Source organism: Hellea balneolensis DSM 19091, assembly GCF_000428525.1.
Lineage (GTDB): Bacteria > Pseudomonadota > Alphaproteobacteria > Caulobacterales > Maricaulaceae > Hellea > Hellea balneolensis.
Window position 1 is genome coordinate 204,944 of the sequence record NZ_AUAC01000003.1, and the last position, 24,961, is coordinate 229,904.

Annotated in this window: 21 protein-coding genes and 2 tRNA genes; 16 read left to right on the top strand and 7 right to left on the bottom strand. The window is 48.8% G+C overall.

Annotated elements, in window-relative coordinates; translation table 11 throughout:
- Window positions 1-24: 24 nt before the first annotated feature.
- The 11 genes from queA (at window position 25) to F569_RS0107035 (ending at window position 12,692) form a co-directional block, all read left to right on the top strand.
- Window positions 25-1,089, top strand: coding sequence for a tRNA preQ1(34) S-adenosylmethionine ribosyltransferase-isomerase QueA (queA, locus tag F569_RS0106975; RefSeq protein WP_026941613.1), 1,065 nt, complete (start codon window positions 25-27; stop codon window positions 1,087-1,089).
- A gap of 23 nt (window positions 1,090-1,112) precedes the next feature.
- Window positions 1,113-2,237: a tRNA guanosine(34) transglycosylase Tgt gene (gene tgt / locus F569_RS0106980; protein WP_026941614.1), complete on the top strand. Its 1,125-nt coding sequence runs from the start codon at window positions 1,113-1,115 to the stop codon at window positions 2,235-2,237.
- 101 nt (window positions 2,238-2,338) lie between these two features.
- Window positions 2,339-2,414 (top strand) — tRNA-Lys (locus F569_RS0106985).
- Between the two features lie 245 nt (window positions 2,415-2,659).
- Window positions 2,660-4,048 (top strand): OmpA family protein, encoded by a 1,389-nt coding sequence (locus F569_RS0106990; protein ID WP_026941615.1) that lies wholly within the window; start codon window positions 2,660-2,662, stop codon window positions 4,046-4,048.
- A 208-nt stretch (window positions 4,049-4,256) separates the two neighbouring features.
- Window positions 4,257-5,693 carry an outer membrane protein gene (locus F569_RS18870; protein ID WP_026941616.1) on the top strand — a complete coding sequence of 479 codons (1,437 nt, stop codon included), beginning with the start codon at window positions 4,257-4,259 and terminating at the stop codon, window positions 5,691-5,693.
- Between the two features lie 130 nt (window positions 5,694-5,823).
- Complete coding sequence (locus F569_RS0107005) at window positions 5,824-7,083, top strand: hydrolase (protein WP_026941617.1); 1,260 nt, start codon at window positions 5,824-5,826, stop codon at window positions 7,081-7,083.
- Complete coding sequence (locus F569_RS0107010; protein ID WP_026941618.1) at window positions 7,077-8,096, top strand: arginine N-succinyltransferase; 1,020 nt, start codon at window positions 7,077-7,079, stop codon at window positions 8,094-8,096. The genes F569_RS0107005 and F569_RS0107010 overlap by 7 nt, the downstream gene beginning before the upstream one ends.
- A complete protein-coding gene (astD, locus tag F569_RS0107015) occupies window positions 8,093-9,538 on the top strand; it encodes a succinylglutamate-semialdehyde dehydrogenase (protein WP_026941619.1) in 1,446 nt (481 codons plus the stop codon). The genes F569_RS0107010 and astD overlap by 4 nt, the downstream gene beginning before the upstream one ends.
- Entirely contained in the window at window positions 9,535-10,875 is a 1,341-nt protein-coding gene (locus tag F569_RS0107020; RefSeq protein ID WP_026941620.1) for an N-succinylarginine dihydrolase, read from the top strand. The genes astD and F569_RS0107020 overlap by 4 nt, the downstream gene beginning before the upstream one ends.
- Before the next feature lie 3 nt (window positions 10,876-10,878).
- Window positions 10,879-11,439 (top strand): nicotinamide riboside transporter PnuC, encoded by a 561-nt coding sequence (gene pnuC / locus F569_RS0107025; RefSeq protein ID WP_026941621.1) that lies wholly within the window; start codon window positions 10,879-10,881, stop codon window positions 11,437-11,439.
- Between the two features lie 548 nt (window positions 11,440-11,987).
- A complete protein-coding gene (locus F569_RS0107035; RefSeq protein WP_154813673.1) occupies window positions 11,988-12,692 on the top strand; it encodes a response regulator transcription factor in 705 nt (234 codons plus the stop codon).
- A 34-nt stretch (window positions 12,693-12,726) separates the two neighbouring features.
- Here the strand turns inward: F569_RS0107035 and F569_RS0107040 are convergent, their stop codons facing one another.
- The 3 genes from F569_RS0107040 to F569_RS0107050 all read right to left on the bottom strand — a co-directional run bounded on the left by F569_RS0107040 (window position 12,727) and on the right by F569_RS0107050 (window position 18,068).
- The gene (locus F569_RS0107040; RefSeq protein ID WP_154813674.1) at window positions 12,727-14,028 is read right to left on the bottom strand and encodes a hypothetical protein; all 1,302 of its coding nucleotides are present in this window, start codon (window positions 14,026-14,028) and stop codon (window positions 12,727-12,729) included.
- Window positions 14,029-14,068: 40 nt separating this feature from the next.
- Entirely contained in the window at window positions 14,069-14,938 is an 870-nt protein-coding gene (phhA, locus tag F569_RS0107045; RefSeq protein ID WP_034387997.1) for a phenylalanine 4-monooxygenase, read from the bottom strand.
- A 67-nt stretch (window positions 14,939-15,005) separates the two neighbouring features.
- On the bottom strand, window positions 15,006-18,068 hold the full coding sequence (locus F569_RS0107050) for an AsmA family protein (RefSeq protein WP_162143753.1): 3,063 nt from the start codon (window positions 18,066-18,068) through the stop codon (window positions 15,006-15,008).
- A gap of 224 nt (window positions 18,069-18,292) precedes the next feature.
- Here F569_RS0107050 and F569_RS0107055 point away from each other — a divergent pair, with 224 nt between their 5' ends.
- From F569_RS0107055 to F569_RS0107065, 3 genes are all read left to right on the top strand, one after another.
- Window positions 18,293-19,210, top strand: coding sequence for a M48 family metallopeptidase (locus tag F569_RS0107055; protein WP_026941626.1), 918 nt, complete (start codon window positions 18,293-18,295; stop codon window positions 19,208-19,210).
- A gap of 67 nt (window positions 19,211-19,277) precedes the next feature.
- A tRNA-His gene (locus F569_RS0107060) sits at window positions 19,278-19,354 on the top strand.
- A gap of 172 nt (window positions 19,355-19,526) precedes the next feature.
- Window positions 19,527-20,447 carry an alpha/beta hydrolase gene (locus tag F569_RS0107065; protein ID WP_026941627.1) on the top strand — a complete coding sequence of 307 codons (921 nt, stop codon included), beginning with the start codon at window positions 19,527-19,529 and terminating at the stop codon, window positions 20,445-20,447.
- A 175-nt stretch (window positions 20,448-20,622) separates the two neighbouring features.
- Here F569_RS0107065 and F569_RS18875 read toward each other — a convergent pair whose 3' ends face one another.
- From F569_RS18875 to F569_RS0107085, 3 genes are all read right to left on the bottom strand, one after another.
- On the bottom strand, window positions 20,623-21,066 hold the full coding sequence (locus tag F569_RS18875) for a hypothetical protein (RefSeq protein ID WP_051279522.1): 444 nt from the start codon (window positions 21,064-21,066) through the stop codon (window positions 20,623-20,625).
- A gap of 315 nt (window positions 21,067-21,381) precedes the next feature.
- On the bottom strand, window positions 21,382-21,771 hold the full coding sequence (vapC, locus tag F569_RS0107080; protein WP_026941628.1) for a type II toxin-antitoxin system VapC family toxin: 390 nt from the start codon (window positions 21,769-21,771) through the stop codon (window positions 21,382-21,384).
- Complete coding sequence (locus F569_RS0107085) at window positions 21,768-21,962, bottom strand: type II toxin-antitoxin system VapB family antitoxin (protein ID WP_026941629.1); 195 nt, start codon at window positions 21,960-21,962, stop codon at window positions 21,768-21,770. Before F569_RS0107085 ends, vapC begins: the two co-directional genes overlap by 4 nt.
- Before the next feature lie 166 nt (window positions 21,963-22,128).
- On the opposite strand from F569_RS0107085, the gene F569_RS0107090 reads away from it, so the two are divergent.
- Window positions 22,129-23,256: a DUF2336 domain-containing protein gene (locus F569_RS0107090; protein ID WP_026941630.1), complete on the top strand. Its 1,128-nt coding sequence runs from the start codon at window positions 22,129-22,131 to the stop codon at window positions 23,254-23,256.
- A 12-nt stretch (window positions 23,257-23,268) separates the two neighbouring features.
- Here F569_RS0107090 and F569_RS0107095 read toward each other — a convergent pair whose 3' ends face one another.
- Window positions 23,269-24,057, bottom strand: a complete 789-nt coding sequence (locus tag F569_RS0107095) for an NAD kinase (protein WP_026941631.1) — start codon at window positions 24,055-24,057, stop codon at window positions 23,269-23,271.
- A gap of 117 nt (window positions 24,058-24,174) precedes the next feature.
- On the opposite strand from F569_RS0107095, the gene F569_RS0107100 reads away from it, so the two are divergent.
- Window positions 24,175-24,951 carry a hypothetical protein gene (locus F569_RS0107100; protein WP_026941632.1) on the top strand — a complete coding sequence of 259 codons (777 nt, stop codon included), beginning with the start codon at window positions 24,175-24,177 and terminating at the stop codon, window positions 24,949-24,951.
- Window positions 24,952-24,961: the final 10 nt, after the last annotated feature.

The following is a 24,961-nucleotide window of genomic DNA, read 5'->3' on the forward strand; positions in this document are numbered from 1 at the left end:
TTTATAAATCAGGGGCCTTGGCTCATGAAAGTCAGCGCCTTTGATTTCCACCTCCCTGAGGAGAGCATTGCTTTGCGTCCCGCTTCACCGCGGGATAGTGCCAAACTCTTGCGGGTTTCAGGGCAGGGTGAGTTCAGCGACCATATCGTCAGTGACTTGCCGTCGCTTCTGCGCAAAGGTGATGTGCTCGTCCTTAATGAGACTAAGGTTCTCCGCGCCGCCTTAAGAGCGACGCGCCCCGCTCGCGCCCATGGCGGCGGCGGGGATGTGACGGTTGATGTGAATCTCCACACAGCCTTATCGGAGAATGAATGGCGAGCCTTTGTTCGGCCCGCCAAGCGTCTGCGCGATGGCGATGAAGTTCACTTCTCGGACAGCTTATCTGCCACAGTGTTCGGCAAGCAGGATGGCGGCGATGTCGGCTTGCGGTTCAATCTTAGCGGCACAGAACTCTCCAGTTCCATTGAAGCCATAGGCCAACCGCCGCTCCCGCCTTATATCGCCCGCAAACGAACCGTCGATGCGCAGGATATTGAGGATTATCAAACGGTTTACGCGGACGGCAAAGCCGCTTCTGTGGCTGCGCCAACAGCGGGGCTGCACTTTACGCCCGAAGTTTTTAAAGCGCTGGAGGCAAAGAGCGTTCAAATCGAACGGCTAATGCTGCATGTCGGGGCAGGGACATTCCTCCCTGTCAAAGCCGATGATACAGATGAACACCATATGCACAGTGAGTGGTATCAGATTGCGCCAGAGACTGCCGCGCGGATTAATACCGCCAAAGGTGAAGGCCGCCGCATAATCGCCGTCGGTACAACGGCGTTACGCGCGCTCGAATCCTCTGCCGTTAATGGCCGTGTCAAAAATCTCACTGCTGATACACAGATATTTATTACGCCGGGGTCTCAGTTTTATATAATTGACGGCTTGATGACCAATTTCCATTTGCCAAAGTCAACGCTCTTTATGCTCGTTAGTGCTTTGGCAGGCCTCGACACCATGCAAGACGCTTATGCGCATGCTATCAAAACGGGCTATCGTTTCTATAGCTATGGCGATTCAAGCCTGCTATGGGCGGCGGAAAAATAAGAGACGAAAACAAGTAAAGAGATATGGCTAAGTTTCCCTTCGATATTCACGCTAAAGAAGGCAAGGCCCGCACAGGTGTGTTGCGCACGCCGCGCGGGGATATTCGCACGCCAGCCTTTATGCCCGTGGGCACAGCGGGCACGGTGAAGGGGCTTTATATGGACCAAGTCGCGCAGACCGGGTCTGACATTATACTTGGCAACACCTATCACCTGATGCTCCGCCCAGGGGCCGAGCGGGTGAAAAAATTGGGCGGACTTCATAAATTTGGGGGTTGGACAGGTCCAATACTGACCGATTCTGGCGGGTTCCAAGTTTGGTCGCTCTCTAAATTGCGTAAAATGACCGAAGAGGGTGTTGAGTTTCAAAGCCATCATGACGGCTCTAAACATATGCTCTCGCCTGAACGCTCTATTGAAATTCAAGCTGATTTGCTCGGCGCGGATATTTCTATGCAGCTTGATGAATGCACAGAATTTCCGTCACCCTATGAAGCTGCTGCGAAGTCGATGGAATTGTCTCTACGTTGGGGCAAGCGGTCACTCGCATATTTCGGCGAACGTGAGAATCAGACATTATTCGCGATTGTCCAAGGCTCTACATTTGAGGATTTGCGCCGCATGAGCGCTGAGGCGAGTGTGCGCGAGGATACGGCTGGCGGTTATGGCGGTTATGCTATTGGCGGCTTAGCTGTGGGTGAGGGGCATGAGGCCATGTGCGAAACGATTGATTTTACCGTGCCTCACTTACCTGAAGATCGCCCGCGTTATTTGATGGGTGTTGGCAAGCCGATCGATCTCGTTGAGGCCGTCGCGCGCGGGGTGGATATGTTTGACTGTGTGATACCCACGCGCTCAGGTCGACATGGCCAGGTTTGGACGGATGCCGGGCCTTATAACATCAAAAAGGCGCAATATGCCGAAGATGAAAGCCCGATAGATGAGGATATCGACTGCCCCGCGAGCCAAAATTACTCCAAAGCTTACGTGCATCACCTTATACGTTCGGGCGAACTTTTGGGCGCCATGATTCTTAGCTGGCATAATATCGCTTACTTTCAGCACTTAATGGCGCGTATGCGCGGCGCTATAGCGGCAGGTGAATTTGTAAGCTTTGCCCAGAATTTTAGAAAAAATTGGCAAGGGTAAAATTCCGTTCAATTATTGCATAATGCCGCATTTTTGGGGGTTGACGATATGAAAACGTCCCCCTAGATACCCCACACCTTTTATAAGGTTGCCTGAATTGGGCGCCCGTAGCTCAGTTGGTAGAGCGCCTCACTTTTAATGAGGATGTCCACAGTTCAAGTCTGTGCGGGCGTACCATTCATAATTAGTTCACAAAACATTAATAAAAGAGCGGAACTTCGTTAAAGTGATGTATTTCAGCAACTCTTTTACAAAAAGCCTTAAAATCTATGAGATTAAGGCCTTACAGAGGGTGGTCAATTGGAACTAATTGCTGTAACGAGAGTTCAACATTAACATCTCGCAACCACGAGAGTTATGTCAACGCGCCTAGGGGCGCACATTAATAACAAGTGGCGCTCTGCCATTATGGAGGAAATAAAATGAAGTCACGGCTTCTTATTGCAGCAGCATCAGCTGCATTGATGGCAGCGCCATCACTCGCGTCCGCAGACGATACTGAAGGTTGGTATTTACGCGGTAACGCCGGTTACGGTGTTCATACAGATATGGATCTTACAGGTGGGATGGTTAGCGGCCAACATGGTAATGGTCTTCAAAGCGAAGGTAATGTCGCAGGTTCACTTGGGCTTGGTTACGACATGGGTAACAACTGGCGCCTTGAGCTTGACGGCGCAACGCTTTGGACAGATTTTGGATCCATTAGCCAAATTCCGAGCACGAGTGCAAAACTTCGTACAAACACACTCATGCTCAACGCCCTTTACGACTTTGATGATTTTGGCCGTTGGGAGCCCTATGTGGGTGCGGGTATTGGTATCGTTCGCGGCAAAGCCAATTTAATTGCTCAGGATTTCCTAGCGCCTCTTACAGTTGCTAACCCAGCTTGTCCTGGAGCCCGTTCATTGTTAGTCAATCGTGACCCAGGTGGACGAATTCAGCCAGAAAACTGTGCTGTATCTGATTCAGACACTGCTTTGGGATATCAACTTCTTGCAGGTCTTGGTTATGATATTTCAGATAATTTGAAGTGGGATACACATTATCGTTACCTAGATTCAGGTGAGATGGATTTTGATGGTGTTCGTACGAATGCTATCTCAGGCAGTTCAAATGCAATCAACGTCGCTGCAGGTGGTATCGGCGCTCACTCGCTTATGACAGGCTTCCGCTACTTATTTGGTGAGAAGAAAGTAGCCCCACCGCCTCCGCCGCCAGCACCTGTTGCTGATTTTGCATGTTGGGATGGTTCAATGGTCTTTAATGCGGGCCAGTGCCCTGCTAAGCCCGAGCCTGTACAAACATGTTGGGATGGATCTGTTATTCCAGCTTCATCAACTTGTCCGGCTCAGCCACAAACATATACATGTTGGGACGGTACATTGGTCTATGATCAAGCCCAGTGCCCTGCACAGATCTCACAGCGTGGTAACGATGTAACAGCTCTGTGTTCTGAGCAATATCGCCAAGAAATCATCTATTATGAATTCGATAAAGGTCAATCTGCTGAAACACGCAATGCTATCAACCGTATCCTTGATATCGGTCAATATTGTAATGTCGATAATATCCGCGTCGTAGGTCATACAGACCGTTCAGGTTCTGCCGCCTATAACCTGGCTCTGTCAAAGCGCCGCGCCAAAGATGCACGTGACGAACTTGTACGTCAGGGTATTGCTGGTGAGCGCATTACGTCAGAAGGTAAAGGTGAAACTGAGAACTTTGTACCAACAGAAGATGGTGTCAAAGAGCAGCTTAACCGCCGCACAGAAGTGCTTATTTCCTTAGGATCAGTTGGCGTTATCAACTAGTTTTGGGATAAATATGTTAAGAAAACCCGGCTTTGGCCGGGTTTTTTTTTTGGCCTTTTTTGAGTTTGAGGTGAGAAAAACACTGTTGCATATTTAATTCACAACAAAATCTATTGCAGTTTGGCAGATATTTTTGCTTGTAAAAGAATATTTTTTCCTTGTAGGAGTATTCCAGACTATTATTTTTAGGTTTGTGGGAGGATACACAATGAAAATGAAATTATTATTAGCTACGGCATCTATTGCCTGCTTAGGGGTTGCAACATCTGCAAGCGCCCATGATGACGCAGGTTGGTATTTACGCGGTAACGCGGGTTACGGTGTTCACACAGATATGGACCTTACAGGTGATATGGTTAGCGGCCAACACGGTAATGGCCTTCAAAGCGAAGGTAATGTCGCAGGTTCACTAGGTCTGGGTTACGACTTTGGGAATAACTGGCGTCTTGAGCTTGACGGGGCAACACTTTGGACAGACTTTGGCTCAATTAGCCAGATCCCAAGCACAAGTGCAAAACTACGTACGAACACGCTTATGCTGAACGCCCTATATGACTTTGACAATTTTGGCCGTTGGGAACCTTATGTAGGCGCTGGTATTGGTATTGTTCAAGGTAAAGCCAACTTGGTCGCACAGGACTTCTTAGCGCCCCTTACAGTTGCTAACCCCGCTTGTTTGGGCGCCCGCTCACTTTTGGTCAATCGTGACCCCGGCGGTCGCATCCAACCTGAAAATTGTGCTGTTTCCGACAAAGACACAGCACTTGGTTATCAACTGCTTGCAGGTCTTGGATACGACATTTCAGATAATCTGAAATGGGATACGCATTACCGCTACTTAGATTCAGGTAGCATGGACTTTGACGGCACACGTACTAATGCTATTTCTGGTAGCTCAAACGCCATTAACGTTGCTGCCGCAGGTATTGGAGCTCATTCCCTTATGACAGGTTTCCGCTACCTCTTTGGCCATAAGCACACAGCTGCTGTCGTGCCGCCACCTCCGCCACCGCCACCTCCTCCTCCGCCACCCCCCCCACCGCCACCCCCGCCACCACCCCCTGTGCAGTATATTGATTGTCCAGACGGAACCGTTGTTGTGGCTGGTAACTCATGCCCGATTGTTCAGCCGCAGATCACTTACGTGAACTGTCCTGACGGGAGTGTTGTGGTTGAAGGAAATGCTTGCCCGATTCAGCAGGTTGTGCGTCCAAACTTGAATGTTTGCGGCTCATCTAATGTTGGAATTTTCAACGTCAACACATCTGCTACGCCGAAGCAAATGAGCCGCTTGGGTACATTGCCTGAATTTGGTGATTCGCACGGCCTAACGCCTGACCAGTTCTATCAAAAGCTTCAAAATCGTTATAGCACAAGCGCTACAGATAAAGCTTATCTGGATTATCTATTCAAATCTATGGGTTATTCTAACGGTTTTGCGGATGCACAATCTTACATGTTCTCAGAAGATGTTCTGCCTGTCGGCACTGCGGGTCTTCTTGGTCTGGGTAAGCAGCATCACTACAACTACTCAGTGCTGCCGAGTAATGACCGTGATCGCCAAGCTTTCCGCATCCAGTCAGCGAATGGCGTTGTTGTTCACTTCATGAAGACATGTGGCAACTACTTCTACGGTTGCGAATAATCTTTGCACTATAACCTTCTTATGACGGAGCCTCCGGGCTCCGTTTTTTTATGCCTTGAAAATCTAGGGCTTTAGAATTTTATTTCCCTTATGGCTCTGCTAGGTAAGCTAAAACACTTTAGGAGCCTATGTGCCGCAACTTTCTCTGACATCTTCTGAAAACAGTTTCATTGACAAGTTGGATGACTATGCATCCGAAATGCTCTCAACAGTCGAGACGTGGTCTGCTCAAAATTCAGGAAGCCATAATCGCAGTGGCCTTATTGCAATGCGGGCTATGCTTTCAGAACGCTTTTCAGATTTACCGGGGCAAATAGAAGAAACGGCTCTTCCAAATGGTGAATTTGTTTCAAAAACGGGTGATGTTGAGACGATAATATATGAACCCGCTTTGCAAGTCTCCGTGCGTCCAGAAGCACCTGTTCAGCTCGTTTTGACGGGTCATTACGATACTGTATTTCCCGAAGATTTTCATTTTCAAAATCCTGTAAGGGTTGATGAAGATACGATCAATGGCCCGGGGACCGCGGATATGAAAGCTGGGCTTATGGTTATGCTGACCGCACTTGAAACATTGGAGCGCAGTGATAACGCTTCAAATGTCGGTTATAAAATTCTCATGAGCCCCGATGAAGAAATTGGGTCGCCAGGATCGTCTGCTCTCCTTGCAGAGCTCGGTAAACGCTCTCATGTGGGCTTAACTTATGAACCTGCGCTTGCGGATGGGTCTATGGCGGGCGCGCGCAAAGGAAGTGGAAATTTCTCTCTTATTATTAAAGGCCGCGCGGCACATGCAGGGCGAGAGCATCATATTGGACGGAATGCAATTGCGGCTATGGCTGAATTTATTGGCGGTATAGAGGGGCTGAACGGACAACGTGACGGCGTCACATTTAATATCGCAAAAATCGATGGAGGAGGGGCCTATAATATAGTGCCTGAGCTTGCCATTGGCCGTTTTAATGTGCGTATGAAAGAGACTGAAGATATGGATTGGATACAAAGTAAACTTGATGATTTAGTCGCAAAGCTCAATCTCAAAGATGGTATCCACGCCCATATGCATGGTGGTTTTACGCGTCCTCCCAAGCCTATGGCTCCAGCCAACGCTAAAGTTTTCGATTGGGTAAAACAAGCTGGTGGTTTGCTCGGTCAAGACATAAAGTGGGCGCCTAGCGGAGGAGTTTGCGAGGGAAATAATCTTTGGGCATCGGGATGCCCTAATGTCGATACGCTCGGCGTGCGCGGAGGGGATATTCATTCTGATCGTGAGTTTATGAAAATTTCAAGCCTTGTCGAACGGGCACGCCTGTCCTCTGTTATTTTAATGAAATTGGCAAGCGGTGAATTTGATGCGATTGCTGCAAAAAAATTGGCTACGCAATGTTAGTGACGCGTCCTGCCAGACCTGATGACCTGGACGCGATTTGCCATTTGGCAGAATTAGCGGGGCCAGGCTTCACATCCTTGGCCGTAGGCCGTGAAGCTCTATCCGCGCGTTTGAATAAATCCGTTGCCAGTTTTGAGGGACGTAGTTCTATATCCCCGAATCATGTTTACCTGTTGATGCTTGAGGATATGGATAAAAATGAAATTGTAGGAATGAGTGCTGTAAAAGCGCAAGTCGGTATTCAAGACCCTTTCTTTAATTTTCGTATTCTGAAAGTCGCTCAAAAATCTGCTGTTACGGGCTCCCGTTTTGACATGGAAGTCCTCGTTTTGGTTAATGAATATGCGGGCGCAACTGAAGTCGGATCTCTGTTTATAAAAGATGGTTACCGCGGGAGTGGTGCTGGACGCCTAATTTCTCAATCGCGTTACATGCTTATTGCGGCGGATTGCGCGCGCTTTGGAGAGCAAGTTATTTCAGAGCTTCGCGGCCGGGTCAGCGAAGCGGGCGAGTCGCCTTTTTGGGATGCAATTGGACGTAAATTTTTCCGCATGGATTTTCATGAAGCTGATAAAATTTCAGCTGAAAAAGATAACCAATTTATTCTTGATCTGATGCCCAAACATCCGATTTATGTCGCGCTCCTGCCCGATGCGGCCAAAGAGGTTATTGGAAAAACTCACCCTGCAGGTGTCGGCGCGCGCCGTTATTTAGAGGCTGAGGGGTTCCGCTATGATGGGAATATTGACATTTTCGACGCCGGGCCATCGCTTAGCGTACCGCGCGATGACTTAACAACAGTCAAAGATAGCCGCCTTGAGGTTATTCACCTAGCCGCGAAGGATATTGATCTTCCTTTGGTGGCTATGGTCAGTAACGATTCCATAACTGACTTTCGCTGTGTTTTGACGAATGTCGCCTTTATTGACAATAAACCTCATATCGAAGCGAAGGCTTTAGAAAATCTCAATTTATCAGATGGCGATACAGCCCGTATTTGGATTAAACGATGAAAAAATCTCTCTTTGTTAATGGCACTTGGAAAGAAGGTCATGGCGATATGTTCGGCTCTATAAATCCTTCTAACGGCCGAGAAATCTGGTCTGGCCTCGCGGCCAATGATGCTGATGTTGATGCCGCCTTTGACGCTGCGCATAACGCTTTTGAAGGGTGGTCGCGCACGCCACTAAAAGAGCGCATGGCCATTGTTGCGCGGTATAAAGATCTCGCGATGGCTGCGAAACAGAGCATGGGCGCGCTGATTGCGAAGGAAACCGGAAAGCAATTATGGGACGCCCTAGGTGAGGGAGGTGCGCTCTCGGCTAAGGTTGATATCTCATTGACGGCCTATGAGGATCGGACCGGTGCCTTGACCCGCGAAACGGCTTTTGGTCATGCCGCGCTTCAACATCGGGCGCACGGGGTCATGGCCGTTTTAGGGCCTTATAATTTTCCAGCGCATCTGCCTAATGGCCAAATCCTTCCGGCTTTGATTGCAGGGAATACGGTGGTGTTTAAACCGAGCGAACAAACGCCTGCCGTTGGCGAAGCCTTGATAAAACTTTATGCCGAAGCGGGCTTCCCTCCTGGGGTTATCAATATGGTCCAAGGTGCGCGGGAGACGGGCGCCGCTGTGCTTGATCACCCGAAGTTGGGCGGTGTTCTCTTTACGGGCTCAGCCAGTACTGGAGCCTTTATTCATAAGAAATTTGGGGGACGGCCTGAGATTGTTTTGGCGCTGGAAATGGGCGGTAACAACCCGCTTATTGCTTGGGACGTCGAAGACGCTGATGCTGCAGCAAGTCTTATTGCGCAATCGGCCTTCATAACAACGGGTCAGCGCTGTACTTGTGCCCGCCGCTTGATTGTGCCTGATAATGAACACGGCGCAGCTATCATTGCTGCCACAGCCAATTTTATTGACCGCATGAGCCTTGGCGCTTGTGACGAAGAGTCTACTATCGGCCCGCTCATCAGCGCCGATATCGCTTTGCATGTTGTGAAGAACGCTAACGCGCTTGGAGGTAAGACTATTCGCGCCGCAAGCATCTCTGATCAGGGTGCCGCTTATGTTACGCCGGGTCTTTATGACGTCACTGATGTTGAGGTCAAAGATGAAGAGATTTTTGGCCCGGTCTTGCAAGTAATCCGAGTTTCTGACTGGGACGCCGCGATTAAGTCTGCCAATGATACAAAATTCGGTTTGGCGGCTGGATTGATTTCTGATGATGCTGACCTTTGGGATGATTTCCGCTTGCGTATCCGCGCAGGAGTTGTGAATTTTAATCGGCCCACCACGGGAGCCGCAAGCTTCTTACCGTTTGGCGGCCCGGGGGCTTCGGGTAATCATAATCCCGGCGCTTATTATGCAGCTGATTTTTGTGCGTGGCCTATGGCAAGTCAAGTGGCTGGATCTCCTGAAAACCTTCCAATGAAGGGATTGAAATCATCATGAGCACGATTGCCCAAGAAGCAAATTTTGACGGCTTGATTGGCCCGACGCATAATTATGGCGGCCTTTCCGATGGCAATCTCGCCTCAGCCAATAATGCCGGATTGGTTGCCAGCCCCCGGGCCGCTGCGCTGCAAGGTCTTGAAAAAATGAAAACGATGCATGAAGCTGGTCTGCGCCAAGGTATCCTGCCGCCGCAACAGCGTCCGCATTTACCGACTTTGCGCCGCGCCGGATTTACCGGGACAGACCAAGACGTTTTTGAGGCGGCCTGGCAGCATGCGCCGCGCCTTATGAAAAACTGCCTATCAGCCAGTTCAATGTGGGCTGCCAATGCGGCAACTGTAAGCCCGTCGCCTGACAGCGTGAATGGCCGCTTACAGCTGACGCCCGCCAATCTATCGACCATGTTGCACCGCTCTATTGAACATCCTCAAACACAGCGAGCTTTGGAAACCGCCTTTCCATTTGCGGATGTGCATCAAGCCCTGTCCGAGCAGTCTGTTTTTGCAGATGAAGGCGCGGCTAATCACGTTCGCCTGTGTGAAAGCCGTGGGGCGCAAGGGGTTGAGCTTTTCGTCTATGGCCGTGATGGCTATGCCGCGCATCGTCCGGGCTATCCCGCCCGTCAAACACGTCAAGCCAGCGAAGCGATTGCGCGAAGCCATGGCCTTGACCCTGTTCGCACCGTTTATGCGCTGCAGTCCGACGCTGCCATTGATGCGGGCGCTTTTCATAATGATGTTGTCTGTGTTGGCGCGATGCAAACGCTCTTCTATCATGAGCTTGCTTTTGCGGACACAGCGAAAATGCAGTCTGATATTCGCGCCGCTGCAAAAGGATTATTTGAACCTATATTCACTGAAGTTCCGCTGGCGGAAGTTTCGATTGCAGATGCCATTAAAGCTTACCTGTTTAATTCCATGCTTGTTCAGATGCCGGGGGAAAACCGCCTGACATTGATTGCGCCTTTGGAGACAGAAGAGAATATAGCGACCAAAAATTACTGCGATAAGCTTGTCGCAGGAAACGGGCCTATTGGTCATGTGCATTACGTTGATGTCCGCCAATCCATGCGCAATGGCGGCGGGCCCGCCTGTCTGCGTCTGCGCGTGACCTTAACGGATGCAGAATGGGCGCAGGTAAATGAAGGGAACCGCTTTTCACCGGGCCTCTATGAGACCTTGAAAGAATGGATCACTAAACATTACCGCGAAGAGTTGGCCCCCGAAGACCTAAAAGACCCTGCTATAATGATGGAGAGCTTTGAAGCGCTCGATGCCCTGACCCGCATTATGGGCTTGGGTTCTGATTTCTATCCGTTCCAACGCGGCGATTAAGCCATGAGTCTGCTTGAGATTTCCGCCAATATTATGACAGCATTGGCTATTTTTCTCGCTGGCCGAAATAGCGTTCATACATGGTGGATAGGGATCACTGGCTGTACCTTATTTGGGGTCCTTTTCTTTGGCGCAAAGCTTTACGCGGATGTGACCTTGCAAGTCTTCTTTGTCGGAACGAGTCTTTTAGGGTGGTATAGATGGGTCGGCGGGAAAGAAAGAACGCCTTTGCCCATTACCCGCACTAAAAGACAGACTTTAGGATTATCCATTATTGGTGGAGTTATTGTCGGCGCGTTTTATGCTTCTTTATTATACAAATTTACGGATGCCTATGCCCCGGGATGGGACACAGCGCTTTTAGTCGGGAGTGTTATTGGACAGCTCCTTCTGCTGAACCGGAAGATTGAAAATTGGGGCTTTTGGTTATTGGTCAATACGATTGCAGTGCCTTTATTCTTTAGCCGCGGTCTCTATTTGACCTCGTGTCTTTATGCCGCCTATTGGGTGCATGCGATTATTGCCTATCGAAAATGGAGCCTAGAAATGGCCGCGCAGAGATAATGAAGTCCTTTAAAATGGGATAAATTGTCCCTTAATTCATTCGGCTTCCTAATTTTTGATACAGCTCTCCTGCGGGTCGAGTCGGCTTTTTTAAACGAAAGCCGCGAAACGCATGAAAGCCTTGATAAAGGGCAGTCTGCGGGCGCCGCGCCTGAGGCACGCCTGGGAATACTATAAACACAGGAAACGACTCCCGCAGCGGTGATTTTATCTGCGCGTAAAGGAACGTCGCAGAGGCCGGCATCTCAGCGGTCGTAACTCCGCCGCGCCCTACCTCACCGTCCCGCCTTAACAAACCTACGCGATTGTCTGCCCAAAAGCGGGAACGCCCCACTATAGCCCAAACTCGGCTAGACAAGGATTTAGTATTCTTAACCCGCAAAGATCACAGGGATTACCGCGGATTTATCCAAGGATAGATAGCTTCGCCTGCGCCCATTTCACTGTGAAACACTTTGCTCGATTCACGCATTGCCGCATGTTTTATGTGTGGAGCGGCGACTTAAATTGCATTTTTGGGATGCAAGCGGCTCTCTGTGGAGCGGCCTGTGGATATTTTAAGAAATGATGCCTCACTAGATGATTTTGGGAGTTGGATTTCGTCTGCCAATTCCGTTGAAGAACTTCGGGGCTATATCGAAACGCATTTAAGATGCGGCGCAATTGCGGCCTTGGCCTATACCGCGTGGCCTGAAGGACCAATTGGTGGAGGCCAACTATCTGAGATATCGCAGGGCCATATGAAAATGCATTTTGGTGTGTCGGCAAGGTCGCGCCACCATATCGAAAGCCAATTTGAGCTTTCGTATATGAGGGAGAGTCTCGACCCATTTTGGATGGTTTTAAAAGATGAGTCCTTCGCGAAATCCTTTGGTGGATTCCAGACACGAAAATTCCATAAGGCTTTCATCATTCCGCTTGCGGAAACAAAAAATCTAAACGGCTATATGGCATTTCAGTTTTATGAAAACAGAGTTTTCACATCACACTATAAATCCAGTCTTATAGAACTCTCGCAAATGATACATGGCGCATATGCGGATTTGGCTCAGGCAGAAACAGAATTATTAACGCCCCAAGAATTGGATATTATAAGATGGGCCGCTTTGGGAAAGAGCGACCACAAGATTGCAGAGATTATAGGACTGACACCGCAAGGTCTTGAGCGTCATATGAAGTCTATTTTTAAAAAGCTAGGCGTCTATGATCGGATTAAGGCCGGACTGATGGCTATTGCGCTGAGGTTAATCTAAGCCCTGATTGCCCAGAGACCTTAAGCAGCTTTGTTTATAATTTTCTGCCGCGCCCCGGCCATTCCACGACCAATACACCCATGCGCCTTGCACTTTGCTTGACCTCTTGAGAGGCGTAACCCAAAACATGTAAGGCGCTTTTGGGGTGACTGCGAGACAGCGTCTCGAGACCGGAAATGAGCTGCGGTGATTGCGCAAGATAATCGGCATAGATAGGCCATATGGCAGTGCCGTCCCGGGACATGATAATCGGGTTGGCACTTTGACTAATATAATTCACGACCTCTCCGCCTGCTGCTAATTTAGCCATATATTCATATGTGGTAATATGGCTTTCAGCATTGTGGCGCTGCGCGATATCAGCGGCATCATGAAATAACCTCACGGCAAAAGCTTTATCGGGCAGGGCGTCCAAGGCTGTGAACATGCGGCGGCGAAGAGCTTTGGTATAGGCGGAGTTTTGGTAAAAATTATCAATGGCTTGCGGGTCTGTGCCCCAGGCTTTCAAGGCCTCTTTCTCAAAATTTTTGCGGCGATGTGCGTCTTTATATTGACCGACAAATTCGCCGTTATTGACATAACCCACACCTGTAAAAGCGGGGCTGACATAATCTATTCCGGCTTGTCCCATACCGAGTTTAATGGTGGTACCAGTATAGGCATTAGCATAGGCTAGGCGGTCTATTTGTTTGCGGTAAGCTTTATTTTCTGTTTGGGGGTCCGTTCCAAATTCCGCGTGAAGACGGCGGGAGGCATTATGTTTCCCAGCCAAGGAATTTACGCCGGACCAAATATCGCTTCCTGCCTTTTCTACGCAGCCAAGGCCGGAGCATTTTGTGCCTGCTGCGCCTTTGGTTATGCGAAGCGCGGTCACGCCAAGTTCTCCCACGCCGCCTAATAAATTACCGGCAACCTCGCCGACCTGCTCGGGAACAAAAAGCACGGCCTCTTCGACGTTGCTTATATCTCCGGCGCGGTTCACAAGACCTTTGCCGAGGCGGTAGGGCGTTTCGACTAAATTGGTTGTGCGGTTCTTGGCGGACCCTAATATCGCGCCGCCTGTTGAGCGCTGACGCAGGGCTTCTGTGGCATGTATTTCGCGGATGCGGGTTTTGGTCTGTTCGGTGCCGGTGATACTCACTGTCTCATAAGGCGTTTCGATCTGGTAGGTGAGCATAAAGCCGTCAGAGCTAGCTCGGGACATGACGCGGTGATGCGGGCTTTGCATATAGTCTGCACCCAAATATTGCGCGGCATTGACAGACATTTGGGCCTGAGCCGAAGCTGTAAATGCGAGGAGAGCTGCTCCTGTTAAAAATATACGCCGTAATCTCATATCCCATATATAACCAAGGCGGGATAAAATACAAATTACATTAGGCGCGACGTCCCCCGGCATTGGCGTAGTCTTGGCTGCCTTTTGTATAGATCTGGTCTGTTTCAAGAATATCTGTGATGGGATGGATATGTTTATCACGGCTCATTTTCTCATAGAGCGGGCCAAAATCTTGCTGCGTGGCTTTGAATAATTCTTCGAAGCTTTCAATCGCGAAATAGACCTGCTGGAAATCATCAATACGGTAATCTGTATGCATGACTCGTTCCAAGTCAAAATGAAGGCGATTGGGGGAGGGGTCGTCCACGGAAAAAACAGACTCGGTGCGGGAGCTTACAATGCCCGCGCCGTAAATGCGCATACCAGCATCTGTTTTCATCAGCCCAAATTCGACTGTGTACCAATAGAGCCGCGCGAGGTTTTTAAGGCAGTCATGTTGGAGCGCCCGCAATCCGCCTTGACCATAGGCTTGCATATAATCGGCAAAGACAGGCCGCGCGAGAAGAGGAACATGCCCGAAAATATCGTGAAAGACATCTGGCTCCTCTAGATAATCCATTTGATCGCGCCCGCGAATAAAGCGTCCTGCAGGAAAGCGCTTATTGGCCAGATGGGTGAAGAACACATCGTCAGGGACAAGGTGAGGCACCATAACGACTTCCCATCCTGTGAGAGCCTTCAGTTTTGGATTTAAGACCGACAGATCAGGAATGCCGCCCAGGTTCAGATCTAAGGCTTTGAGCCCGTGGTAAAATTCAGGAACAGCACGTCCTTTCAAAACGTCGATTTGCTGGGCGTATAAGCTGTTCCAAATATCATGTTCATCTTGGCTATAGCGGTCCCATTTTTGCGCGATGGTGAAATCGACTGCGGGGGTCTGCTCAGCTATGACGGGGTCGTTGAGTGGCATGACTCCTATATGGGAAGGGAGAGGTGAAAAATCTCTAACGATAATTGCGCAAATGCAGCAAAATTCTCTATTCAGCAGGCTCTTTCTTTTTCTTCTTGCCAAATATACCCAGAAGCGCGTCTTCGACAGACGGTTCTTTAGGCGCTGTCTTTTCCGCTTCGACGTCCGCAGGCGTTGTTTCTGAAGAGGTGTTTGCATCAGTTTTAGAACCGCCAAGCAATCCGCCCAAAAGATCACCGACAACTTCTTCGGTTTTCTTAGGGTCAGACGCGCCAGATGTGTTCGGCGTCCCAGAGCTGCCTTGAGTGCCGCCATTGATAAGGCCGCCGAGAAGGTCTCTCGCTGTGCCGCCCACTTGTTCTTGGATGAGGCTGCTAGCTTCGGCGCGGGCACGATCTGCGGCGATGCGGCCGAGCATGTCTGTGTCGAGGCCAACTTTGGCACTCCCAAATCCGCCCTTAATTTCAATAGGAATACCAAAGGCCCCGAGATTACTGGCGCTTTCTCCGGTCAGGCGCGGGCGAAGACCAAAATCTATTGTTTGGTTACCCAGGTCAATTTGGCCACTGCCATCCGCTAAGACGCCGAGACCTTGTAAGGTGAAACTATTGATCGAGGCGACGCCGTTCTCAATTTTGACCAAGCCTGCCAAGTCTTGGAATTTCGTTATTTGGCTAGGGCCAATACCTGAAGGAATACTGCGGCTTGTCAAAGCTTGGTCAAGTCCGGTCAAAAGTGCCGGTAAATCTACGCCTTTAATAACGCCGTTAAGTAACTTAAAATCACCTGCGCCGTTAAGCGATTTCATAATATCAGCTTGGCTCGCGCCCCGTCCGCTGATTTTAAAGCTACTGCCGAGCTCGCCTTCAGCCTGTGTGAACCCTGCGACAGAGGCAAGGAAGCTATTAGAGTTTACGTCATTCAGTCCAATATCCAAGGAGACTTTAGCTTCAGGGCCTGAGCCATCAAGCGTTGCGATCATCCGGCCCAATCCGCCGTAAAGCGCAATATTGGGCATATTAGCTGTCATCACGCCGCCGCGTAATTTGGCGGAAATATCAGATTGTCCCATCGTGATGCGGTCTGTTTTTATATTGGGTGTGCTGAAATTAAAGTCACCATCTACGCTGCGCAGCGGCGCTGTATTGATCGGCGCCGTGCTCCAAGGCTGAATTTCGCCTGTCGGATTTTGCGCTGAATAGGCTGCCATATATGGCGATAAATCAAGTCCGTCCAAATCCATCTTGCCTGTGACGAAAGGTGTGGCGGGCTTCAAATTTACCGAAAATGTACCTTTGCCTTTAATATCGTCCAGCGCTATTTTCGCATTAGTAAACTGGATATTATCCGGTGTGCCTTTCACGGTTCCGTCCACAGAAAAGGGACCAAAGATATCACCGGATTTAGTGCTTGGCGGGAGCTCAGTTCCGGCTGTTGTCGCCACTTGGCGTAAAGACGGGATATCTATATTCAGCGTGCCGTCCAGTGAGGCCCCGCTATTCCATGTCGCCGTGCCGTCATAGCGGCCATTGATTTGTCCGCCGGATAAAGCCGCATTGAGGCGAGGAAGCATAATGGCTTCGCCTTGGCCTGAGACTTGGCCCGCAATCGCAATTTTGCCGATGGCGTCCGCATAGGGGACTTCGGTTGCTGTCACGGAGGCAAATTCCGAGAGAGAGGCAATTGTGACGTCAAATTCACCATCATAGGCCGGAACGTCTCCAAGGGTTGCGCCGCCCTTATATTGGCCGCTGACAATGCCGCCATCCGTCTTGGCGCTCACGCCAGAGAGGCGTATGGTGTCGCCTTGCATGTCAACCGTGCCCGAAGCCTTTAGATCTTGCACCGCTTTGGCTTGAGGTAAGTCCATCTCAAGCGCGGTAATAATCTGTGGAATGGAGGTGATGTCAGCAGTGAAATCACCTTTAGCCGAAAGCGCCTCACCATAAATGGCTGAGCCTTTAAAGGTTCCGCTCAACCCGTCACCTGAAATATCGGCATTGATATTACTAGCGGTAAAGCCTGTGTCTTGACCCGCAAGATCTGCGGTTAAATTGACAGCGCTGAGGAGAGATAAGCCTTTGACATCTTGTCCGAGCTTTTGTGCCAAAGCGGCGACATCTTGCGAGTCGAGTTCTACGCGGCCATCGAAGATCGGTGTCTCTGCCAGAGTCGCGTCACCCTTAAAGGCGGCATTAAAGCGTTTCCCTTCGGCTGAAATGTCCGCGCCTTTGGCTGTCAGAACGGCCCCGTCATAGCCGTAATTGCCCGATAGCTTAGCACGACTGACGATATCCGCATAGGGCACTTCTTTGGGCGAGAGCGCTGTGAGCTTGGCCATGTCAGACACATCACCGTCCAGATCGACATTAAAGACAATATCCTGTCCTGCCAAAAAACGGCCCTTGGCGGAGATATCCGCAAACTCTGTTTCAAGCGCTAAGCTGACAGGGGCTTCTTTTCCGTCCAAAAAGGCGCGGATAGAATCCAATGACAGTTTAACTTCAACGGGCGTATCGTCATAGATCATTGATCCGTCAATTTCGACAGTTTGCGTAAGGCTTGGCAGAGAAAAATCCACATTAACGTCTTTGATAGCAAGGTCAGTCCCCGAGACAGCATCGCTATAGGTCACTGTTCCGTTCTCAAGGCTGAAAGCGCCGATATTGGGATCGACCTCACTATAGCGGCCATCGCGCTTAAAAGGGCCACTATCCACGGGTTCGGGCGCAGTCTCTTCGGGCTCGCCAAAGGTCCAATTGCTTTCACCATTTGCAAGCTTTTCCAGATTGATAGCGGGGTTTTTCAAACTAAACGAAGCAATCTCAACGCGCTTTGAGAAAAGCGGGAAGAGTTTGATGCGGGCGCTCATGGCGTCCATTTCGGCGAAATTATCGGCCTTAAATCCGTCCGGATTAACAATCTCAACGCGGCCTGTATTGGCTTTGATAAGCGGGAAGACACTCAGCTTAACATCGCCTTGCACGCGCACATCACGTGCTAGCTCACGGCTAAGCTGCGTCTCTATATTTTCTTTGTAAACCGATGAGGGAATGAGCGAGGGTAGCGCGATGAGGCCCCCGACCAGAATAACGCCTAAAATACCTGTGCCAATAAGCAGCTTTTTCATAATGTTCTCCTGCGGGCGTAACGTCCCGCCGCCAACTATGTTCCAAGTTTCTCGCAGTAATCCGCGCGATATGAACCTGAGCATAATATTTATGTTCAGCTCTTCAAAGTCTCAAATTTAGCCCTTCTGATGTTTAAAATTACAGTCAGCCTCTGTATTTCTCGTCTGATTATGGCTATAGTTAATGTAAGGGTCATGAGGACGGCCCCAAATTGGAGATACTTATGTGCATGAATCACTGCGGAACGAACGAAACTCACGAAGATAAAGATATGCTTGCGCGGCGCAACCTTGTGCAAGCACTTGGCGCAGGCGCGATTATTACAGCGGCACCGGGGCTCACATCTTGCGCAACAAATGCCGAAACGGGTCGCAAGCAGTTTTTAGGATTGGCTCCAGGTAATGCGCAGCTAAATCAGATGGCCGGGGCGTCTTGGGCTGAAATGAAATCTAAAACACCGACCTCCACCGATCCGCGTTACACGGGCCGGTTACGTAATATCGGCAGCCGTATTTCCAAAGGTGCTGGCAGAGGAGATCAGAAATGGGATTATGAAGTCTTTGACTCCGACTCCAAAAACGCCTTTGTTCTTCCCGGTAACCGTGTTGGCTTTTACAAAGGCATGATGGATTTTGCCGATAATGATGACCAAATCGCAGGAATTATGGGCCACGAAGTTGGCCACGTGTCAGGACAACATGCTCGCGAGCGTTATTCGTTGCAAATGGCCTCGCAAGCGGCTGTTGTCGGCGGGGCGGTCATTGGCGGCTCCACTATCAGCCGTGGCTGTAACAAATATCAAGGTACGCAGCGTCAGCAGTGCCTAAATAGTGCCAATCAGAAAACCCAATATTTGGTTCAAGCTCTTGGCCTCGGGACAATGATTGGCCTTGTTCTGCCTTATTCGCGTAAACATGAAGCTGAGTCTGACAAGCTTGGCGTAAATTACATGCATAAAGCTGGTTACAAGACAACAGAGTCGGTCAGGTTATGGGAAAAAATGGCTGAGAACAGCCCGAGCCGTCAGCCGACATTCCTCTCAACTCACCCAGATCCTGCGTGGCGTGCGCGTGAGCTTGATGCTTATATTCGACGTCAAGAGAAAATGGGCTCACAAGGCTTTAAGAATATTCAAACTTAAGTCATTAAGTTCAAAAGATACTTGAAGAGCGGCGTGGCTTGGGCTAAACGCCGCTCTATTATTTTGGGCCGCTTTAGCTCAGTTGGTTAGAGCGCTGGTTTGTGGAACCAGAGGTCCTTGGTTCGAGACCAAGAAGCGGTACCATTCTCCTTTTTTGTAAATGACGATGCTGGAATATCAGCGACCCACTATCCTTGAGTTTGATCAGTTTAAACTGTTGAGAGCAAATGAGGATTAAGTCAGCGGTTTAAAACGACCATAATAAGGTACTTGTGGAAAGCTTGACTTCAAATCGAGATTGATAGAGTTTTGGAAGATGCAATCCTTTAATTCAAGCACGTCTTGGGTCACTTATAGGAAAATTCTGAAAACAGAGTTTTCAATTGATACTCCGCAGGAAATTGTTGAACATCGAAAGTCTATTTTAGGCCACTTAATTCGATTGGATGTGTGGGAGCCTGATCAACATGCAAAAGGCACAATCATTTTTGTTCATGGCGCGGGTGGAAATGGTCGTCTCGTAGCACCCTTCATACAAGGCCTAGAGGAACTGGGGTGGAGGATTATCGCACCAGATTTACCAGGGTATGGGCTAACAATTCCACGCATAAATTATAACTGGTCATACGAAGAATGGCCTAAAATAATTGCCAAACTCGCCGATGAACAACACGGGCCTGTTGTCTTGCTCGGCGCTTCAATGGGTGGACTCACTGCTGTACATTCTGCCGAATGGACGAATAATATATCAGGAATCATTGTCACAACTCTTGTTGACCTGTCCGATGCTAAAGTCCTAGCCAGCTGCGCTAGGTGGCCCATATTGGGCTGGCTTTTTATATTTGGTATTAAATTCATTCCGAGGCTACTAGATCCAATCCGCATTCCGCTGTCTCTGGTAGCTCCGATGAAATCCATGAATGCCAACCAGAAGATGAAAAGATATTTTACCAAAGACAAACTCTTAGGTGCGAATTGGAAGCCATTTCGATTTTGGCGATCAGTCTTCAATTATCACAAAAAGAATATTCAGTTATCATGCCCATTATTACTCATTCATCCAGGGGACGATGACTGGACGCCCATACAACTTAGTCTTGACCGATTAGAATCGATTGAGGCTCAAAAGGATTACAAGATACTTACCAATGGTGGGCATTTGCCACTTGAGGCTCCCGCAATTGACGAGCTGCGTAATCATATTGCCAGTTTTATCGGAGTTTTGACAGACTTGTAAATCTATTGAACGCCTCAAATCGCTCCATCTAAGTTGCCAATTAATGACTGTTAATTCCGCGCTACAAGATGCTTAGAATTCCTATTTTAATGCACCCTAGTGTGCTTTGAGTAGGGCATATATATATACCGAAACCGCCTAAAATCAGAACCTTTTGGGTTCACAGGGGCACGGCTCATGTCTGTTTTAGGGTTTGACCTATGATAAATGAGAAGAGGCCAGCCAGTATCAGGGCAACGACTATTATCATAACTCCCAGAGGCGGATTGCCAGCTGTGTTGGTCTTAACGATATAGACGATATAGGTTAAAGGGAGCGCTCCTACCAAGCCTATCAAACCAATTGAATACCCTGCCCAAGATTCACCTTTCCGAAAAGGTATGAGCAACAAAACCAGCATGAACAGGCCATTTGCGATACCATAAAACCCTCCGCCGTTTAGAAGGGCCTTTAATAAAACTTGGTAGGATGGCTCAAGTCCTTGCCATGATGTTTCCAAAGCCTCCAAATGATAAGGCATAATTTGTGATCGGGATGCGTAAAGTAATCCAATTAAAATTGAGGCGAACGTCGCCAAGCCGTAAAGCCAAAAAGATATTTTTAACGCGCGGGAATGCATAAGCCCAACTCCAAAATTACAATATGAATGCTAGTGATGTGGCTTTGTAAAAGCGAGTCTCTTTCATTTTTATTTGAAAAAGGTGCATGGCGTTTTCTTGAAACCAAGTTTTACCCTTTACTTAAAACAAGTTACGTTATGTGGCATGCCTGCTCCGGCTGGCGAAGCAGATATTATGCGGCTTAAATCCTCTGTGGATTTAACCCATAAGCGAGTAGGTTAAGACCTGATTTGCTAGCGCAAGGCATGTCGGGTTTCACACCATGAATTCGCTGAAGCCAAAGGTTCAAGCCGACCTGCCGCGTCCGTCGTCGTTTAAACGGTTATAAGCCCAAGATGCTTCTCCATGATATCGAAATCTCTATCTGAATGCAAAAGTTGGTGTGTGTTCTCAATGCAGAAAGTTGCAATTAAAACATCAATCGTCTTTCGGACAGTTAGGCCTTTAGCTCTTAGGCTGCGATAGTTTTCAGCGCTGGCTATGGCGATGTCATGTCCAATCATTGGCGCAAATATTAGCGTTTCCAAGGCCGTTTTTGCTGTTTGGTAATCGCTATCACGCCGAAAGCCTTGCAAAACTTCTGTTAAAATAAGATCGCCAATCATAATTGGCTCATGGCCTAGAAATGTATCTAGCCTGTTTGTTTCCCGCGTCTCAGTCCCGTTGAAATAGTCAATCCAGACCGAACTATCGACGACAATCACGTGTCGCGCCGCATATCCTCTAACGCGCCGTCCCATTTGAGCTTCCCGCGTAACTGTTTCAACCGGCCTTGATTTTTTGTGCGTATAAAAAGACGCAAGCTTTCTTCAACGGCTTCGCGTTTCGTTTTGAAGCCACCCGCTTTCAATACGTCCTGCATAAGTATGTCGTTAATATCTATATTTGTACGCATGATGAGCCTTTGTGTATATATTATTATTTTATACACATTTTGACTTATTTTGCAAAGGGTAAGTTTGAGCTGAGTTGGTTAGATCGCGGGTGTTTTAGTTACATGATGTAAGACTTAGGTCTCCTTTAATAACACACTGTTTACCATAAGTGCCTAAAACGAGCCCATGGAAAAGCTTGCCCTTAAATCGCTGAAAGCGGCGGATGTTCAAAATGCCGTGCGCCATCCCGATGAGGTTTCGCGCTCATTGGCGGCGCAGCGCGTGTGCCGTGATATACGCAACAAGGCCTTGAGCGAAGACGAAAGGGCGTTTGCCCATAAAATTCTTGAGCATATTGCTCATGACAGTGCGGATATGGTGCGCCGCGCCCTAGCGATTACGCTTAAGAATTCACCAAAATTACCGCGGGATATTGCTGTGAAACTCTCACAGGATATTGAGAGCATCGCCGTACCGATTTTAACTCATTCTCCTGTTTTTACCGATGAGGATCTGATTGAAATTCTAAAATCCAAAGCGGCGGCAAAAGCCATCGCTGTAGCAAAGCGTATCTCTGTGAGCGATCATGTTGCCCGCGCGATTATTCGCTTTGGAGATAGCCGGGCTGTCGCTGAAATCGCGGCAAATGACGGCGCCTTAATTTCCGAAGAAACAGCGTCTCAAATGCTAGATATATATAAAAATGATGACCTCATCGCGCAGAGTATGATTTTGCGCAGAGACCTTCCGCCAAGAATTGTCGAGAAGATGATAACTTTGGTCAGTGATGATATGGTCATTAAGCTCACGCAGCGCCATTCAGTCTCTGCGGATGTGGCCATTGATCTGGCAGAGCGTAGCCGTGAACGCGCCGTTGTTGATTTTATAGATCAAGCTTGGGTCACAAAAGATTTAAAGAGTCTGGTGCGGCGGATCTATGCCGAAGGCCGTTTAACGCCGTCATTACTTATTCGCGCGATATGTTCAGGACAGATACGTTTTGCAGAACAAGCCCTTGCGATTATGTCTGGGGTTAGCGTTCAAAAAGCAGTTCTTATGATCCATGATGGAGGGCCTTTTGGATTAAAAGCCCTTTGCGCAAGAGCGGGACTGAACGAGAAGACTTCCAAGATTATCCATGCCGCTGTTGTAATTTACCGCGATCTTGAAATATCCGGCCTTGACTATGACCGCGCTAATTTTCAGGAGTTGATGATAGAGAGAGTCCTAACGTTACCCTTTGATTTGCCCGAAGCGGATCAGCTTTGGTTCTTAGAAAAATTGGACGGGTTTTCTGACGTTACGCTGAATTAAAACGAAAAACGGTTAAGGGGCGAATTGCTCTCTTAATATTTTTTCGCCAAGCCCATGTTCTTTATCAAATAACAGTGTCAAGGATGTGCCGTGGTCCTGGGAGACTTTGACATGGGTGATATTGCGGATTTCCATATTATCCGCAGAGGCCGCAACAGGGCGCTTAACAGGGTCTGCAATTTCAAATTCTACGGTGGCGTCGGCATTCAAAAGAGCTCCGCGCCAACGTCGGGGCCGGAAAGCGCTTATCGGAGTGAGGGCCAAGATGTGCGATCCCAAAGGCACAACGGGGCCATGAGCTGAAAGGTTGTAGGCTGTCGAGCCTGCGGGCGTGGCAAGTAAAACACCATCCGCTATCAGGCGCTCAAGACGTGTTTTACCGTCCACGATAATTTTAACATGAGCGGCTTGTTGGGTCTGCCTGTAAAGTGAAACTTCGTTAAAGGCGAGCTCGTCATATGTTCCGCCCGCCCCTTTTGCCATCATCTTTAGCGGCTTAACTGTTGCGGCTTCTGCAGCTGCGAGGCGCGCGGGCAAATCCTCTTCACTATATTCATTCATTAGAAAGCCGATCGTACCTTTATTCATCCCATAAACCTGCAAGCCGCGGCGAATGAGCGGCATATTTCTGCGCAAAGTGCGGAGCATGAATCCATCTCCGCCAAGCGCGATAATGGCGTCTGCCTCAGCAGCATCACAATTACCGTATTTCGCAGTGAGTGCGTTCCGAGCAGCTTTGGCCTCAGCGCGGTCACTGCTGACAATAGCCAGTTTCTCAAATGATTTAGGCGTAGCGCTCACAAGTTCTCCGTTAAGTTAGGGCGGCTATAGCATTTGACCTTAGGCAGGTGCAAAGCCTAAAACAAAGAGGGAAGTTTGCGGGGATAAAACTTGAAGTCTGGCTTATTTATATACTTAATGGCAATTATTGCCCTACTCCTTCCGCATATGGCTCATGCGGGCGCTTGGAACCTGCCGCCGGGGGAGGGGCAGATTATCTCGACTTATAATTATAGCCGCGCAGATAAGGCTTTTACAGATAGAGATGATTTAGGCTCTGAGGTTGAATTTACAAAATCGGAAATGAGAGTTTTTTATGAGCATGGCCTGACACCTCACGTAACAGCAGTTGTGAATGCGGCGCACCAAACAATTAATTATGACGGTTTGGGAAGCTCCATAAGTTTCAAAGATTTTGACGAAACTGAATTGGGGCTACGCTATGAGATTAAGCGGCGGGAGGGTTTGGCGGTTTCGGTTCAAGCCAGTTATATCATTGGCGGCGGACCTCCTAATTCCATTTTGGATATTGGGGATCGAGATGATAGTTTTGAACTGCGGGGACTTTGGGGGCAAAGTAAGGAGTTTGAAAATTATGTTCTGTTCTTTGATGCTCAGGCCGCGATTAGGGCGCGTAATACAGATCGTGTTCAGGACTGGCGCACGGATTTAACCTTAGGGTGGAAAGATAAGAAAAAACTCATGGCATTGCTTCAGGGCTACCACACTCAAAGAACCAGTTTTGGCCGTGACGGCTTTATTGTGCCTGTTCAAAAACGTACCAAGCTCCAAGCTTCAATAATTTATGAATATAAAAAGAACCGCCTGGTACAGCTTGGTTATTTGCAAACGCTTGCCGGACGAAACATCGTCAAGGAAGGCAGTGTAAGTTTTGGCACATGGATACGGTATTAGAGCCGTATAA